Genomic DNA, 14,406 nt, shown 5'->3' on the forward strand with positions numbered 1-14,406 from the left:
GTGTATTCTCCCCTCAGTCGTCTACTGGATGTTGTTATCGCATATCAGAAATCAGAATCCTGCCCGGGCCGCCAGCTTCACCATGAAGTCATGACTAGCCACCGGCTGTCTGCCCTTGCCCCAGCCTACCTTCTCGCGGTAGCCTCCAAGCAGGCCTTGCTCCTCCAGCTCTGCCTCTGTAATCCCGGTAATTCCCTCGGAATCCGGAGCAACATACAGCGCATCCACCGGACAATACAGCTCACACATGAAGCAGGTCTGGCAGTCGCTCTGCCGGGCGATAACAGGAATTCCATTATCTGAACGGTCGAATACATTGGTCGGGCAGACGGATACGCATTGGTTGCATTCTATACACCGGTCAGCGCTGATGACTTCAATCACAACAATACACTCTCCTTCGCTACCTCTTCTGTCTTCACCCATACCTGATCCAGTCCGCCGCTGATCAAACGGTGATGCTGGCTGTCATCACTTGCCTTGAAGTCCTCCCGTTTATGCATTCCCCGGGTCTCGGTCCGGGCCAGTGCGGAGCTGTACATCCAGCGTGCCGTCGCCGTCATCGCTTCGGCTTCACGCGCCTTTACACCTTCCGGCGTGCGCTGGATTTCCCGGCTGCGCTGCTCCTTCCATAGTCCGTCCAGACGTTCCAGCGAAGAGGCCAGCCCCTGCTCTGTACGGAACAGATTAATATCGTACGGTTTGACTTCTGCCTGCACAGCCTCCACATATTCTGCGGTTCTGGCTGCTGCGCCTGCCCGGACTTCCCCGTGAACCAGCGGGGAAGAGGACAAGCCGGAAGGTGTCCGATGGCTGGCATGCCGGCCAAGTCCTGCGGCATAAGCCGCAGCCCCTTCTCCGGCGAAGGAGCCGGAGGACATGGCCCAGGCTGCATTGTGGCTCCCGCCTCCTGTGAATCCGCCGCAGATCAGCTCGCGGGTAGCCGCATCCCCTGCTGCGTACAGGCCGGGAACCCCTGTACCGCACTGCTCATCCGTGATCCGAATGCCGCCTGTGCCGCGCACGGTCCCCTCCAGCCGCAGAGTTACCGGGAAGAGGTCCTTGAAGGGATTAATTCCCCGCCGGTCGAACGGCAGGAAGAAATTCGTCTGCGCCACCCGCAGCAGCGGCTGCAAGGCCTCATCGGCTCCGTCCAGCTTCGCGAACACCTGGCGGCCCGCCAGCAGATTCCTGGCAATGACCGAGCGGCCCTTCTTGGAGCCCGCTCCTTCCACCACGCTGCCGTCCTCATAATAGAAGCTGGCATAGCTGTAATATGCGGTCTTCGTTACAGAGGAGAAGGTCGGGCAGATCGCATAGGCATTGGAGAACTCCATGCCGGACAGGCTTGCCCCTGCTTCAGCAGCGAATAAGTAACCATCACCCGTCAGGACGTTGCAGCCCAGCGCCTTGCTGAGGAAAGCGCAGCCCCCGGTAGCGATAACCACCGCCCCGGCATGCACACTCCAAGCTTCTCCGTTCTGGGTCTGCACGCCGGCCGCTCCGGCTACCCCGTGCTCATCGGCGAGCAGCTCCAGCACGGGACTGTGGTCCAGAATCTTCACACCTGCCTTCTTTACCAGCTTGCGCATCAGACGCATATATTCAGGTCCCTGCAGGCCCCGCCGGTATGGATTGCCTTGCTCATCCACCGGGAACGGATAGCCGCTGACGCCCAGTCTGTTCATATTCTCATAAGTACGGTCCAGCACCCGGTCCATCCAGCGGTGCTCTGCCAGCTTACCGCCCATAGCATAACGGCTGGCCTTCGCGGCCTCGCGCAGCTCCTCCTCCGGCTTCACGTACCATACTCCTGTGCCCGACGGGGCAGTCGCGCCGCTGGAGCCGCAGTATCCTTTATCGGCCAGAATCACCTTCACTCCCTTGGCTGCGGCTGTAAGTGCCGCCCATGTTCCTGCCGGACCTCCGCCGATTACCAGTACATCTGCCGTCAGTTTCAATGCTTCCTTCAGTGCCGGTTGGCTCATGTTGTTGCCCCCTTGGTTTCATTAGCGTTAGCGTTGCATTAGCCCGTCTTCAACCTTGATAGCTGTCACGCCAGTACAGGAATTTGCGTTCGATGACGCGGAATAGAGAATCGATTAGCTTGCCGACCACGGCGAAAATAAGTATTCCGACAAAAATCACTGCCGTATTGGAATTCTGCTTCGCTTCATTAATGAGAAATCCAACCCCGGACTGTGATCCGATCAGTTCAGCAACCACCAGACCGATCCAGGCCACAGCCATCGACAGGCGCAGTCCCAGGAGAATGCCGGGCAGCGCAGCCGGCAGGATCAGCCGCCGCACCTTCTGCAGTGGACTGAAGCCCAGTACCCGGGCCACTTCGAACAGCTTGTTATCCACTCCCCGGATGCCCATGAAGGTATTAACATAGAGCGGGAAGAAGGAGCCGCTCATGATAATAACCACCTTCGAGATCTCGCCGAAGCCAAACCACAGAATAATTAGCGGGGCAATCGCCAGATGCGGAACCAGCCGCAGAATCTGAACACTCGGGTCCAGCAGATAGGCTGCGCTGCGGAACAGGCCGGTCAATGTCCCCAGCAGCAAGCCGAGAATCCCTCCAATCAGGAACCCGATGCCCGCCCGTCCAATGCTGACACCCACATGATGGACGAGTTCTCCCTTAACGGTCAGATCCGCAAATGCAGAGAGGATCGTCAGCGGTGCCGGAAGAAACTCCGGCGAGATCCAGCCTGCGCTCCCGGCAAGCTGCCACACGGCCAGCACCGCTACGGGAATGGCTGCCCCGGCTCCCCAGTCATACAGAAGCTTTTTCCAGAATACTGAATCTGTCTTTCTCTTGTTGTTAGCCGTAGTAATTGAAGCAGTTCCGCTATAATCACGGGCTTCCCTTACCCCCTTGGCTGTCTTGATTATGGCTTCGATCCCTTCACTCATGCTGTTCTTTCCCTCCTATCCCTGATAACTGTCCCGCCACCGGAGCAGATGCTGTTCAATCAGGCGGACAATCGTGTCACTCAGCAGTCCGACAGCGGCAAATACAATAATTCCGACAAATACAACAGGCGTATCGGCAAACTGGCGGGCATCTGACATCATGTAGCCGATCCCCGAGGTAGAAGCAATAAGCTCCGCAACCACCAGTCCCAGCCAGGAGAGTCCCAGCGACAAGCGCACCCCGAGCATAATATTCGGCACCGCCGCAGGCAGCACCAGCCTTACAATCTGCTTCCCTCTGCTGAAGCCAAGCACTCTGGCTACCTCAAACAGCTTGTTATCCGTCCCGCGTATACCGATAAAGGTATTGATATAGACTGGGAAAAACGCCCCTTTGGCAATCAGCAGCACCTTGGATTCTTCGCCGATGCCGAACCAGAGAATGAACAGCGGCACTACGGCAAGGCTCGGAATCATGCGGATCATTTGCAGCGAGGGGTCCAGCAGCTTCTCCGACCGGCGGAATAATCCGACCAGGATGCCGAAGAACAGACCGAGCCCGCCGCCAAGCAGAAATCCTGACAATGCCCGCACGACACTAATTCTCAGGTTGCTCCATAAATCCCCGGTAGACGCCAGCGCAATGAACGACTGGGCAATCGTATAAGGTGTCGGGAACAGCATCTCCGAGATCACTCCGTAATAGCCCAGAATCTGCCACAGGATCAGCACCCCTGCCGGAAGCAGCAGCCCCAGACCGGCAATGACCACTTTTCCGGGTCCATCAGGCTGTCCGGTTTTTCCGGCATTCCCTACAGCTACAGTCCGCTCTGCCATGGCTGTCCCTCCTTCTGAATTAATTAATATATTCTCATGGATTAAGTCGGATATTAATTAGCACTTACCCTCACTTTTCCACAATAAGCATCTGGATTCACTTTATATTCCGGCCCCGTCCTTCAGCTCAAGCTCATCCACCTTCTCGAAGTAATTCAATACCTTGAGCCGCAGCTCTTGAAAGGAGGTTGTTGTTTTGGAGCGCGGATACGGCAGGTCTATGGGAACGATCTTACGGATTCGGCCGGGACGAGGCTCCAGAATCACCACCCGGTTCCCCAGGAACACGGCTTCATCTATATCATGGGTCACAAAAATCATCGTCGTCCGGTTCCGCTGCCAAATGTCGAGCAGCACCGCCTGCATATGCGCCCGGGTAAAAGCATCCAGCGCACCAAAGGGCTCATCCAGCAGCAGAACCTTGGGACTGCGCAGCAGTGCCCGGGCAATCGCTACCCGCTGGGCCATCCCGCCCGACAGCTCACGGGGATAGGACTTCTCGAAGCCGCTGAGCTTCACCAGCTCAATCAGCTCATCTACCCGCTGCCGGATATCCGGCCTGCCCAGCGGCAGATCCGAGGCAATATTCTTCTCTACCGTAAGCCAGGGAAACAAGCGGTGCTCCTGAAAAATAAACCCCTTATCGATTCCCGGCCCGCTGATCGCTGCCCCCTCCAGGGTAACACTGCCGGTATAGCCGGTATCCAGACCGGCAATGATGCGCAGCAGGGTGCTTTTGCCGCAGCCGCTGGGTCCAATCACCGTGATGAACTCCCCCTCCTGCACCTCCAGCTCGACATCCTCCAGCGCCTGCACCTTGCCTCCAGCGGTATCAAAGTGCTTATTCAGTTCTGTGATAGACAACAATGCCTCTCCCATATCTGCTCCTCCTTCTGGCTGAATTCCCTTAGCAACAAAAAACAGAGGGACCTCGCGCAACAATCACGCAGGCACCTCTGTATGAACAGTCGGTAAAATATAATCCAAAGTAAGTTGATTGGAATTTGTAAATTTAAAATATCATCCATCAGGTAATCTGTCAATAAAAATACACAATATCCGGGCGGATTAATTTGATTTACTGCTGACATTCTTCTGAAACTATGAAACAGTAACGATGAACCAGACAATGTTAATAGCTATTCGCAAACTTCCACTCATATACTTACAATTAGTAAGTAATTGTGATATACTGGGCTATATCCTTGCACTAACGGACAAGCTTACAAGTAACTGCTGCTCACCATTCTGGATGATAAGGGGTCTGTACCATGAACAATCAAGGGAATACACAAGCTAATGCGCAAGCAAATACACAAGCGGATGCTCAAGAAAAAGAAGCAAGCCTGCCGGAGTTTGAATTCGGCATTTATACATTGGGCGATATTGTTACCGACTGCCATACAGGGCAGCGGATCAGCCCCGCTCAACGCCTGCAGGAAGTCATTGCAGCCGCGAAGCTGGCCGATGAAGCCGGACTGGATGTATTCGGCGTAGGCGAGCATCACCGGCTGGATTTCGTAATCTCATCGGTGCCCGTTGTCCTGGCAGCTATCGCCCAGGTTACACAGCGGATCAAGCTTACCAGCGCTACGACCGTGCTAAGTACCATTGATCCGGTCCGTGTCTTCGAGGACTTCGCCACCCTGGACCTCTTGTCTGGCGGTCGGGCCGAGATCATTGCCGGACGCGGCGCTTTTCTGGAATCCTTCCCGCTGTTCGGCTACGAGCTGGAAGATTACAAGCAGCTGTTCAGCGAGAATCTCGACCTGCTGCTCACACTGAACCAGCATGAAGTCATGAACTGGAAGGGCAAATTCCGCTCCCCGCTGCATAACGCCGAGATCGCTCCACGTCCGCTGCAGCAGAGACTGCCGCTCTCGGTCGGCATCGGCGGTTCAGCCGAAAGTGCCGAGAAGGCCGGGGCCCTTGGCATAGGCATGGCTATCGCTATCCTGAGCGGCAGCCCGGAGCCCTTCCAGAATCTGGCCGGCACCTACCGCCGCGCCGGGGCAGCCGCCTGCCACCAGCCGGAGGACCTGAAGATCGCCATCACCAGCCATGGCTACATCGCCAAGACCTCTCAGCAGGCACTGGATGAGTATTACCCTTATTACTACAGCTACCGTAATGCGATCAGCCCGCGCCCCGGTCAGGAGTACCGGATCTCCCGCAGCGAGTTCGGCCGGTTCACCTCGCCGGACAACACCCTGGCCGTGGGCAGCCCGCAGCAGATTATCGAGAAGATTCTCTATCAGCATGAGCTGTTCGGCCATAACCGCTTCATGACCCAGCTAGACATCGGCGGCCTGCCTTACGCCAAAGTAGCCGCCGCTATCGAGCTGCTCGCCACCGAGGTCGCCCCGGTGGTGCGCCGCGAGGTTGCGAAGAAGCAGCGCGGAATTTCCTCCGCGCAATAGGGGCCATTGCGCTGGATGGGGGGTCGTCTAACTGATTGGCTCATTTAGCTAACATCTGGTGGATTCAGGGGCACTTGTGCTCCTCATTCGCTCATTTAGCTAACTTTTGCTCGATTCAGGGGCACTTGTGCTCCTCATTCGCTCATTTAGCTAACTTTTGCTCGATTCAGGTGCACTTGTGCTCCTCATTCGCTCATTTAGCTAACTTTTGCTCGATTCAGGTGCACTTGTGCTCCTGATTCGCTCATTTAGCCAACTTTTGCTCGATTCAGGGGCACTTGTGCTCCTCATTCGCTCATTTAGCCAACTTTTGCTCGATTCAGGGGCACTTGTGCTCCTCATTCGCTCATTTAGCCAACTTTTTCTCGATTCAGGTGCACTTGTGCTCCTGATTTGCTCATTTAGCTAACTTGCACTCCTCATCCAGCCTACCTTCAGCCCACCAACGGGATTTATCCCTTTAATCCCCCCGTCCAGCCCACTTTTCAGCGTCACCAAAGGGATTTATCCCTTTAATTCCCCCGTCCAGCCCACTTTTCAGCGTCATCAATGGGATTTATCCCTTTAATTTCCCCATCCAGCCCACTTTCAGCGCCATCAATGGGATTTATCCCTTTAATTTCCCCATCCAGCCCACTTCCGGCGCCACCAATGGGATTTATCCCTTTCATTTCTCCATCCAGCCCGCTCCCAGCGGAGTCCACATATCACCCTAATTCCTTATATTAGTTTGAGTTCAAGACCCGGCTGACGGAGGATGCCACGGATGTGAGTGAGCAAGCCCATCAGGAGAGCGCATAACTTCGCATTCCCTAAGTCGTTGGCCGCCGTTCCTCAAACAGCAAAAAAAGCCCCCAGCGATTGCTGGGGACCTGTTCAATAGTATGATTTAGCCAATATTCAGGCAAATGATGGCTTGTTATTATCCACTTTACCGCTGACCAGCTTCTTGTACTCGTCGTCTCCACCCTCCACGGATGGTGCCAAATACACGCTTGACGCTGAGGGCGTAAGCTTGGGGCCGGATTTGCGTCTGGAGCGGCCTTTGCCTCCCGCGCTGTTGCCGTCACCGCTTGCAGACCGGCGGACAGTACTGGATACACTAACGGCATTCTTCATATTCTTCATCCTGTTAGTCCCCTCCCACTAAATGATTGACGGTGCGGAACAAATCCCGGTTATAGGCCACGACTGCTGTAATGTCCTCTCCCGATAATCTCTGATTTCCCGAGAAGTGCACGGACAGCACATGGTTCTCCCCTAAAGGATAGCATAGGATATATACCTCCGCAACTTCCGTACGCTGTAAAAAAGTCCATTCTTTTGCCAGAAAAGCATCCAGCACCCCTGGCTTCACGCTTCCGTCCTCGAAGGCGGCGAACGGATACATCTGCCCGCGTCCCACATTGCCGCCGACCTGCTTCAGGCCCGCTTCCGCTTCGGCCCGCCACATGGCGGCTCCGATGACCCGGCAATCCTCCGGGGGCAGGAATGAATTGCGGACGGCTTCGCTCAGTGCCTGATATTTCTCGGCTGCCTGGGGTGGCGTTACATTATTATTATATTGCCAAAAGAAGTGAAGGATACTTTCTTTTCGCCTAAGCTCTGCCCGAAGCTGCAACAGCTCTATAGCCGGGTCGTGGTACATCCCCTGCGCCTGAATGCTGTCGATGATCTTGCCACAGCTTACATCCACCGCTGCTGTAACATTCTCGTGCTGCCACTCATATTCCAGCGGGGTTAGTCCCGACAGATCCGACAGCAGATGATACTCTTCCACATTCTCACCCGGAATCAGATCACTGCGCGCGGGTACCTGATCCGGCAGCAGGCAGAAGACCCGGCCACGCCGCAGCCGCGCCCAGAACAGGCCCATTTCGAACTGGGTGTTGTCCCGGGTCACATAATAATATTTACCCCTAATCCGGGCTACATCATCCGGCGAGAACACAAAGACGGCAAAATCGCTGATATCCAGATTCCGCTCCAGCGCTTCCATGGTGTATTCATTCGGCCGGAAAGCAGCGGCATACCACGGATGGACCTCAGCGGTCCGCTTCAGCTGTTCGTGGATAGCCCTGGCATAGCGGATAGATTCTCTGGAAGAACCAATGAATAATCTAGGTCTGATCACGGCGGCACTCCTTTGTCTGTTTCCCCAATATGTAATAATTATACAGACATTTCCTGCCAACGAATAGGGCTTCAGGCGATATTGGGCAGCCGCAGAGGAAGATGATCAGATGCGTTGTTAGCTGTATTTGGAGTAGGTATTTATCTTCAATTTTAAATTTTCGGTGTTCTCCTGCCGATGAAACGGGTAATAGATTGTTATCTCTCCGGGAAATGAGGATTTATTTGTATGCGACAAAAATTACATACTGCAGTCCTGTCAGCCTGTTTGCTGACTTCATCCATACTGGCACCTGTCCTGCCGTCTTCTACCGTTTATGCTGCAACTGCTTACACGGCCAAAGTGTACGCTAGCTCCCTGAATGTACGCAGTGAGCCTGCTGCAAGCGCTGCCGTCACAGGCTCTCTGGCTGCCGGAGCCACCGTTACCGTCACTGAAGAGCAGCATGGCTGGCTCAAGGTCCGGGCCGGCTCTGTCTCCGGCTGGGTAGCCGGTTATTATCTGAAGCGTACCAGCGGAAGCTCGTCCACCAGCACTTCTTCCGCCAGCACCTCTTCCAGTGCCACCGCCTCCAAGGCATCGGCCACGGCGGCGGTTAAGACCACATCGGCCTCCAGCGGAACGGCTGTCGTGACCGCATCTTCCCTGCGCATCCGCAGCGGGCCGGGAACCGGCTATGAGGTGGTCGGTTCCCTGCAATCCGGCAACAAGGTGACACTCCTGCTCCGGCAGGGAGAATGGTCGCGGGTCCGCACCGCCGGAGGAACCGTCGGCTGGGTATCCTCCGGGTATCTGTCAGGCGGAACTGTCCGCAGCGCAAGCACTATCAGCTCAAATAGCCAGACTCCGAGTGTGGTACGGAAATCCGGCAGTATCCGGGGCAAGCTGATCATAGTGGACCCCGGCCACGGCGGCACCGATCCGGGCATGCTCGGGACAACCTATAACACGATGGAGAAGGATCTGACGCTCCAGACCTCCCTGTATCTGCGGGATTATCTGACCGCCAAGGGAGCCAGAGTGGAGATGACCCGGACCCGCGGGGACCAGAAGCCTGCGCTCTCCCAGCGGGTGCAGCTTGGGCGGTCGCTCGGTGCGGACGCTTTTGTCAGCATTCATTATAATTCATCACCGAAGAATGTCTCCGGCACGCTGACCTTCTTCTATTCGCAGCAGAATGACCTGCGGCTGGCCCGGGCAGTGGAGACCCGGCTGGGTGAGGGCATCGGCCTGCGCAGCAACGGCCTCTCCTTCGGCGACTATCATATTCTGCGGGAGAACCCGCTGCCGGCCACCCTTGTAGAGCTGGGCTTCCTGTCGAACCCGTATGACGAATCGATTGTGCGCAAGGCGTCTTATCAGCGGAAGGCAGCTCAGGCGGTCGCTGAGGGAGTGGCCGATTATTTCAACAAGTAGCCAAGAATCAGAGGCTGATCTCCCGGATGTTAAGCTCCGTTCTTTTGCTGAGGTCAATATATTCATCCCCGATGCGGATCAGCGGAGTCTCGATGTCATGCGGGTTCAAGTAGACAATCTCGCCGACCCGGCCATCGGTTAGGACCACTTCACGCCCAACAGACCGCTTCACGATATTTTCCAGAAAAACGGTTACAATATGCGGGTCCAGCGCGCCGAAGCTGCCTCTTCTCATCTGATCCACAATCATATGGAACGGCGTCGGTTCATGATACGGGCGCTTGCTGGACATCGCATGAAAAATATCCGCCACGGCCACAATTTTGCTGTACGGATCGATCTGTTCGTCCTTCAGCCCCAGCGGATACCCCTTCCCGTCATTTCGCTCATGATGCTGAAGCGCCACCAGGGCAATGCGTGAATTGGCTCCGGTGGTTTCTTTGAGGATCTCGTAGCCGTAGACCGTGTGCTTCTTCACCTGGGTGTATTCCTCGTCCGTCAGCTTGCCGGGCTTATTCAGCAGCTCTGAGGGTATCTTCAGCTTGCCGATGTCATGCAGGGTTGCAGCCATGGAGAGCACGGACAGCTCCGCTTCACTCATCTCCAGCCATCTGCCGATCAGGGTAGAGAGCACTGCAACGCCGATGTTATGCTCATATGTATAATCATCCTTGCCCTGCACCGAATGGAACAAGGCGAAGATATCCGGGTTGCGCGAGATCTCCTGGATGACCGGAAGCACCTCCTTGCGGATATCCGCCAGCGGGATTTTGCGGGAGATTCGGTAAGATTCGAATAATTCCTTGGACAGGTCCACTGTACTGTTGACCATCTTCTGGTAGGGGGGCGCCTGGTCAGCCTCATCTGCAAAAAGAATGTCGAACCTGTCGATTTTTTGTTTGCGGATAAGCTCCAGATGCTCGGCATTCAGTCTGCTTCCTGCCGGAATTACAGTCACTCCGTAGGCATTAATCAGGTCATTCTTAATCGTTCTTCCCAGATCATTGTCCATACTATCCAGCCCTCCCCAATAACCGCAGCTATGTATTTATTGCCCATATAGCTATTATCGGTTGCAGGCCGGGAAATACTGACAGGCAGTCCGTGAACCTTACATACTCAGGCTTCTTCCTCCTGCTTGCGGTATTCTCTTGGCGTGATTCCGGCGTTTTTTTTGAAGACACGGCTGAAATACTTCTCATCCTCATAGCCTACCAGCTCCGCGATCTGTGACAGCCGCAGATTCGTATTCTGGAGCAGTGTCTTCGCCTTCTCCACCCGGAGGCCGGTCAGATAATCCGACAGATTCTCCCCGGTGATCTGCTTGAACTTGCGAGATACATTCTCCCTGCTGATGAAAAAGCGTTCCGCAATATGCTGCAGCGTCATCTCCTGCGCATAGTTCCGGTCCAGGTACTCCCTGATCTCCTGGACGAGCCGGCTATCCGGCGTCTGCGGGCTGCCCTTGGACAAGTGGTGAAGCAGCGATTTCAGCCGGCACTGCCAGTTCTCCACCGAGAACAGCCCTTCAGCGTCATAACAGCGCTCCAAGCTAATCTCTGCCTCCGGCCGCCAGCGCTTCAGAACGTCCAGCATCTCCGTCTGCTGATGCAGCAGACTGCTCTCCGTGAGCAGCGGCAGCCCGGCCAGATGTCCGGCCCACTCCTCCGCCACCCGCTCCATCCGTTCCAGATCGCCGGACAAGACGGCGACTCTAAGCTTGTCCAGCCGTTCCTCCAGGCCGTAGTCGTTCACAGGTCTACTCCCTTCCCCACGCTTCCTGAAGAGATGAATACGCCCGTCCCGCTGCAATAGATTCCGTTCCGCAAGCGCCTGGCCTGCCTGTTCCAAAGCTGGCCGCAGCCCCTCCGGCAACGGGTTCAGCGGACTAAGCCCGATATCCAGCTGAACACCGAACGCCTGGGCGATAGCTTCATTCATGCGGGTAAGTATCTCCTCCGCCTGCACTACAGCGCTCCACAGCAGCACTACAAGCTCGCCCCCGCCCTGCCAGTTGCGGAAGGCGTAGCCGCTCTGGCCCTCTGCCATCACTTCATTGCAGACATTGGCCAGCACGAAGGCCGTCAAGGCCACATCACCGCGAAATCTCTGGAGCAGATGACAATCTGCGCCTTGCAGCGGGATGACGGCGATCCTGCACTCCTGCGCCCCAATCGGCATTCCCAGCTCTTCACAGAGGGCCAGCTTCAGCTCATGGAACGAGGCCTGTCCGCTCACCAGATCGGACAGCATCTTGTCCCAGTAGAGCGGACGCAGCGCGTTGAGCTGCATGTTCTGGCGCTGGCGCCGCTTCCGTTCCGCCTCCTCCTCCATCCACAGCTTGAAGGCATGCTCCGCAGAGGCAATCAGCTGCTTGCTGTTCAGCGGCTTCAGCAGATAATCCGTACCGCCGTATACGATAGCCGGCTTCACATAATTGAAATCCTGATACCCGCTGATGACAATCGTCTTCGTATGCGGATAATGACGGTGCAGCCATTCCAGCAGCTCCGCCCCGTCCATCAGCGGCATCCGCATATCCGTGAAGACGACAGCCGGCTGATGCTCCTGCATAATCCGTGTCGCCTCCTGCCCGTTGGTTGCCTCATAGATCCCAGAGATGTTATAGCTGTCCCACGGAACAAAATACCGGATGGCCTCCCGCACATGCTTCTCATCATCTACAATCAGCACCTTCATCTCAGCCGCTCCTTCAAGAAATAGTCTCTATTCGCAAAAGCCGCCGGAATTAACCGTCGATCTCCTCCAGCGGAATAATCAGCGTAACAGTAAGCCCCTGGCCGTCTTCATTATTCTTAAGCTGCATCTCCGCTGCGCTGCCGAACTGCAGCCGCAGGCGGGCCAGCACATTGTACAGGCCGATCTCCTCCTGGTCCGGCTGGCTGCTGCCTCTGAGGCAGGCCGTAATCTCCTCCAGCCGCTCCGGGCTCATGCCCCGGCCGTTATCCTTCACGGCAAGCACCAGCCTGGCCGCCCCGTCCAGCCTGCACTCTATCTGGATCAGCCCCCCGCTTATCCCGTCAGCGAAGGCATGCTTGAAGATATTCTCTACAATCGGCTGCAGGATCATCTTCGGCAGGATCAGCTCCAGAGTCTCCGGCCCCGCCTCGACCGCAAGCTGCAGATTCTCTTCGCCGAACCGCTCCGTCTGCAGAATCATATAGTTCTGCACATGCTCAATCTCATCCCGCAGCGGCACCTGGGTCCGCTCGGTATTCATCGAATAACGCATCATACTGCCCAGGGAATAGATGAGATCATACACCTTCGGCGCATTATAGCGCAAGGACAGGCTGGCGATGGATTGCAGCGCATTGTAGAGAAAATGCGGGTTCACCTGGGCCTGGAGCGCCTTCAGCTGATTCGTCTTGTTCGCCAGCTCCAGCCGGTATTCCTTAACGATCAGCTCATTGATCGTGCGGGTCATGCCGGTGATCTTGCGGGTGAGGAGCCCGAACTCGTCCTCCCGCTCGGCATCCATATGCGCATCCAGCTGGCCGGTCTGCACCTTCTGCGTGAAGTGAATCAGCTTCTTGATCGGACGGGTGAAGCCGATCGAGATCAGCACGGCACTGATGCCTCCGATCAGCAGGAACAGCAGTCCGATGCCCATATTGAACCGGGTAATCACCCTTGCGTCTGTGTACAGATCCTCATAGGGCACCAGCTTGATAATGCTTCCGCTGAACAAAGGGGCCTTGATCTGCTTGTACATTACGATCCCCTGGAAGCCGTCCTTCTTCCAGGCGAAATGCCCGCTGTCCTGCTCTGCGGGGAGACGGCTCCAGCCCGCTGCGACCGGCTTCCCGATCCAGTCCGGATCGGAAGCGAACAGCGCCTCGCCTTGCTCATTCAGCACATACAGGCGCTCTGTGTCCGAATTGTACATCGACTCCACGATCCCCTCCAGCTCCCCCAGCGTATAATCGATCGACAAATCTGCCAGTACGCTGTCACTAGGGGTCCGGTAGATGGGAAAATGGGCCGTGAAGACCGGCACGCTCCCCGGCTTCAGATTGGGGAAGCCGGACTTCACTCCGTACTGATGATCCATATGCGTCACTTCGAGATACGGGCGGTAAGTCCCTCCAGCCTGCCCCTCCGCAGCATAGCTGGCATTATCCTCACGGCGGAAAAATCCCTTAAGCAGCAGATTGGACTGCCTGGCGGCCCTCACATACAGATGAATCTGATACGTATTGCGGTCGGAGAGAAACAGATTGTACAGCTGGGTGGAGATGATGGCCCGGGTATCCGGCAGAATCGTGCCGGGCGGGGCCTGGGCAGCGCTTTTGGCGGTAAGCAGGGTGGTATAGAAGGAGCTGGGAACATTGATTCCGCTGTAGAGCGACATCGCCTGCTGGTTCATGCCGCTGAAATAGCTCCGGAGATTCGCCTCCCCCAACGTCAGCAGCTTCGTATTCTGCTTCACGGACTGGTCCGTAACCGACTGCCTCGTATAGAGATAAGAGAAGGTCACAGAGATGCCTGACGGGATCACTGACGCCAGTAGCACTAAGGCCATCAGCCGTGTCCGGATGCTGTTCTTGAACATGGGGGAACCTCCTACAAGTTGTGTGAGCCGTATGGGCTGCAATATAATCCACTTTTCCCGGCATGAAATGAAGTGTTAGCGGTGGCCCGGGCTTTCTA

The 14,406-nt window shown here is 56.0% G+C and carries 13 protein-coding genes; 2 read left to right on the forward strand and 11 right to left on the reverse strand.

Going from position 1 to position 14,406, the window contains the following annotated elements; translation table 11 throughout:
• Positions 1-51 precede the first annotated feature (51 nt).
• From NST26_RS28540 to NST26_RS28560, 5 genes are all read right to left on the reverse strand, one after another.
• Positions 52-384, reverse strand: coding sequence for a ferredoxin family protein (locus NST26_RS28540; RefSeq protein WP_340980413.1), 333 nt, complete (start codon positions 382-384; stop codon positions 52-54).
• Entirely contained in the window at positions 381-1,988 is a 1,608-nt protein-coding gene (locus NST26_RS28545) for an FAD-binding protein (protein WP_340980414.1), read from the reverse strand. The genes NST26_RS28540 and NST26_RS28545 overlap by 4 nt, the downstream gene beginning before the upstream one ends.
• A 49-nt stretch (positions 1,989-2,037) precedes the next feature.
• Entirely contained in the window at positions 2,038-2,925 is an 888-nt protein-coding gene (locus NST26_RS28550) for an ABC transporter permease (protein WP_340980415.1), read from the reverse strand.
• A gap of 15 nt (positions 2,926-2,940) precedes the next feature.
• Positions 2,941-3,762, reverse strand: coding sequence for an ABC transporter permease (locus tag NST26_RS28555; protein ID WP_076084666.1), 822 nt, complete (start codon positions 3,760-3,762; stop codon positions 2,941-2,943).
• Between the two features lie 102 nt (positions 3,763-3,864).
• On the reverse strand, positions 3,865-4,641 hold the full coding sequence (locus NST26_RS28560) for an ABC transporter ATP-binding protein (RefSeq protein ID WP_340980416.1): 777 nt from the start codon (positions 4,639-4,641) through the stop codon (positions 3,865-3,867).
• Positions 4,642-5,033: 392 nt separating this feature from the next.
• Here NST26_RS28560 and NST26_RS28565 point away from each other — a divergent pair, with 392 nt between their 5' ends.
• The gene (locus NST26_RS28565; RefSeq protein WP_340980417.1) at positions 5,034-6,182 is read left to right on the forward strand and encodes an LLM class flavin-dependent oxidoreductase; all 1,149 of its coding nucleotides are present in this window, start codon (positions 5,034-5,036) and stop codon (positions 6,180-6,182) included.
• Between the two features lie 512 nt (positions 6,183-6,694).
• Here the strand turns inward: NST26_RS28565 and NST26_RS28570 are convergent.
• The 3 genes from NST26_RS28570 to NST26_RS28580 all read right to left on the reverse strand — a co-directional run bounded on the left by NST26_RS28570 (position 6,695) and on the right by NST26_RS28580 (position 8,316).
• Positions 6,695-6,853 carry a hypothetical protein gene (locus NST26_RS28570; RefSeq protein WP_340980418.1) on the reverse strand — a complete coding sequence of 53 codons (159 nt, stop codon included), beginning with the start codon at positions 6,851-6,853 and terminating at the stop codon, positions 6,695-6,697.
• Positions 6,854-7,082: 229 nt separating this feature from the next.
• A complete protein-coding gene (locus tag NST26_RS28575; RefSeq protein ID WP_036730425.1) occupies positions 7,083-7,310 on the reverse strand; it encodes a hypothetical protein in 228 nt (75 codons plus the stop codon).
• Between the two features lie 4 nt (positions 7,311-7,314).
• On the reverse strand, positions 7,315-8,316 hold the full coding sequence (locus tag NST26_RS28580) for a TIR domain-containing protein (protein ID WP_340980419.1): 1,002 nt from the start codon (positions 8,314-8,316) through the stop codon (positions 7,315-7,317).
• 228 nt (positions 8,317-8,544) lie between these two features.
• Here NST26_RS28580 and NST26_RS28585 point away from each other — a divergent pair, with 228 nt between their 5' ends.
• Positions 8,545-9,732: an N-acetylmuramoyl-L-alanine amidase gene (locus tag NST26_RS28585; protein ID WP_340957899.1), complete on the forward strand. Its 1,188-nt coding sequence runs from the start codon at positions 8,545-8,547 to the stop codon at positions 9,730-9,732.
• A 7-nt stretch (positions 9,733-9,739) separates the two neighbouring features.
• Here the strand turns inward: NST26_RS28585 and NST26_RS28590 are convergent, their stop codons facing one another.
• From NST26_RS28590 to NST26_RS28600, 3 genes are all read right to left on the reverse strand, one after another.
• Positions 9,740-10,744 (reverse strand): HD-GYP domain-containing protein, encoded by a 1,005-nt coding sequence (locus tag NST26_RS28590; RefSeq protein ID WP_036730433.1) that lies wholly within the window; start codon positions 10,742-10,744, stop codon positions 9,740-9,742.
• Positions 10,745-10,851: 107 nt separating this feature from the next.
• Entirely contained in the window at positions 10,852-12,432 is a 1,581-nt protein-coding gene (locus NST26_RS28595) for a response regulator (RefSeq protein ID WP_340957898.1), read from the reverse strand.
• Between the two features lie 49 nt (positions 12,433-12,481).
• Complete coding sequence (locus tag NST26_RS28600) at positions 12,482-14,308, reverse strand: sensor histidine kinase (protein WP_339251451.1); 1,827 nt, start codon at positions 14,306-14,308, stop codon at positions 12,482-12,484.
• Positions 14,309-14,406: the final 98 nt, after the last annotated feature.

The organism is Paenibacillus sp. FSL R7-0128, assembly GCF_038002245.1.
Lineage (GTDB): Bacteria > Bacillota > Bacilli > Paenibacillales > Paenibacillaceae > Paenibacillus_AQ > Paenibacillus_AQ silagei.

Coding starts and splice junctions, on each gene's coding strand:
- NST26_RS28555 (WP_076084666.1), bottom strand. CDS start 3,762: ATGGCAGAGCGGACTGTAGCTGTAGGGAATGCCGGAAAAACCGGACAG.
- NST26_RS28590 (WP_036730433.1), bottom strand. CDS start 10,744: ATGGACAATGATCTGGGAAGAACGATTAAGAATGACCTGATTAATGCC.
- NST26_RS28550 (WP_340980415.1), bottom strand. CDS start 2,925: ATGAGTGAAGGGATCGAAGCCATAATCAAGACAGCCAAGGGGGTAAGG.
- NST26_RS28565 (WP_340980417.1), top strand. CDS start 5,034: ATGAACAATCAAGGGAATACACAAGCTAATGCGCAAGCAAATACACAA.
- NST26_RS28560 (WP_340980416.1), bottom strand. CDS start 4,641: ATGGGAGAGGCATTGTTGTCTATCACAGAACTGAATAAGCACTTTGAT.
- NST26_RS28600 (WP_339251451.1), bottom strand. CDS start 14,308: ATGTTCAAGAACAGCATCCGGACACGGCTGATGGCCTTAGTGCTACTG.
- NST26_RS28570 (WP_340980418.1), bottom strand. CDS start 6,853: ATGAAAGGGATAAATCCCATTGGTGGCGCCGGAAGTGGGCTGGATGGG.
- NST26_RS28585 (WP_340957899.1), top strand. CDS start 8,545: ATGCGACAAAAATTACATACTGCAGTCCTGTCAGCCTGTTTGCTGACT.
- NST26_RS28595 (WP_340957898.1), bottom strand. CDS start 12,432: ATGAAGGTGCTGATTGTAGATGATGAGAAGCATGTGCGGGAGGCCATC.
- NST26_RS28545 (WP_340980414.1), bottom strand. CDS start 1,988: ATGAGCCAACCGGCACTGAAGGAAGCATTGAAACTGACGGCAGATGTA.
- NST26_RS28575 (WP_036730425.1), bottom strand. CDS start 7,310: ATGAAGAATATGAAGAATGCCGTTAGTGTATCCAGTACTGTCCGCCGG.